Source organism: Bacillus sp. SIMBA_154 (assembly GCF_046536015.1).
GTDB lineage: Bacteria > Bacillota > Bacilli > Bacillales > Bacillaceae > Bacillus > Bacillus pumilus_P.
Window position 1 is genome coordinate 1 of record NZ_JAWJBV010000084.1, and the last position, 389, is coordinate 389.

At 32.9% G+C, this 389-nt stretch carries 1 protein-coding gene; it reads right to left on the reverse strand.

The genetic code is table 11. The features are described from left to right. Window positions 1-389: hypothetical protein (locus R0K30_RS21205; protein WP_410612740.1), on the reverse strand; the 389-nt coding region annotated here is incomplete at both ends.

Below are 389 nucleotides of genomic sequence, written 5' to 3' on the forward strand. Positions count from 1 at the left end.
CTAGCTAACCATTTGTACCGACCATTAAGAGCACCCATGCAGTCTGTAGCGATCCCTCTCAATAACTTAGCTAATTCTTTATAGTTCTGCACCTTTTTGTTTTCATTTATAAGAAGCGTATTAAAAGCTATGAATAACACTTGATAGGAGTTCTGAACTTTCACAGGCTCATTTTTAAAAATATACGTGTGATAACTTGAAGAAAATTCTGCGATTACTTTGGTCAATTCATCATATACAAAACAAAAGTGAGTATAGAGGGCGTCATTACCAAACTTCGAAATATATTCATCTACGTCTAGACTAGAAATAGATTCGCCTGAATAAATTTCATCCAAAAATTTTGACGATGTTTGACTTTTAGAGTTCAGTAGAATATGCAATATTAT